Origin of the sequence: Paraburkholderia sp. SIMBA_027 (assembly GCF_046535315.1) — a bacterium.
Lineage (GTDB): Bacteria > Pseudomonadota > Gammaproteobacteria > Burkholderiales > Burkholderiaceae > Paraburkholderia > Paraburkholderia tropica.
Genome location: NZ_JAWRWY010001110.1, coordinates 1 through 254, shown reverse-complemented (window position 1 = coordinate 254; position 254 = coordinate 1). Strand labels below are relative to the sequence as shown.

1 protein-coding gene is annotated in these 254 nt (G+C 66.5%); it reads left to right on the top strand.

The window, feature by feature from the left end; translation table 11 throughout:
• Positions 1 to 19: 19 nt before the first annotated feature.
• A partial coding sequence (locus tag SB764_RS42570; protein WP_410867117.1) for a transglutaminase-like domain-containing protein occupies positions 20 to 254 on the top strand: 235 nt, incomplete at its 3' end.

Genomic DNA, 254 nt, shown 5'->3' with positions numbered 1-254 from the left:
CCAGGATTTTTCCCATGTGATGATCCTGGCGCTCCGCAGCCTCGGCATCCCCGCAGGCTACGTCTCCGGCTTCCTGCGCACCATCCCTCCCGCAGGCAAGGAACGGCTGGAGGGCGCAGACGCCATGCATGCCTGGGTGCGCGTCTGGTGCGGCGAAACGCTCGGCTGGGTCGAACTCGACCCCACCAACAACATCCCCGCCAGCACCGACCACATCGTCGTCGCGTATGGCCGCGATTACAGCGACGTGGCCC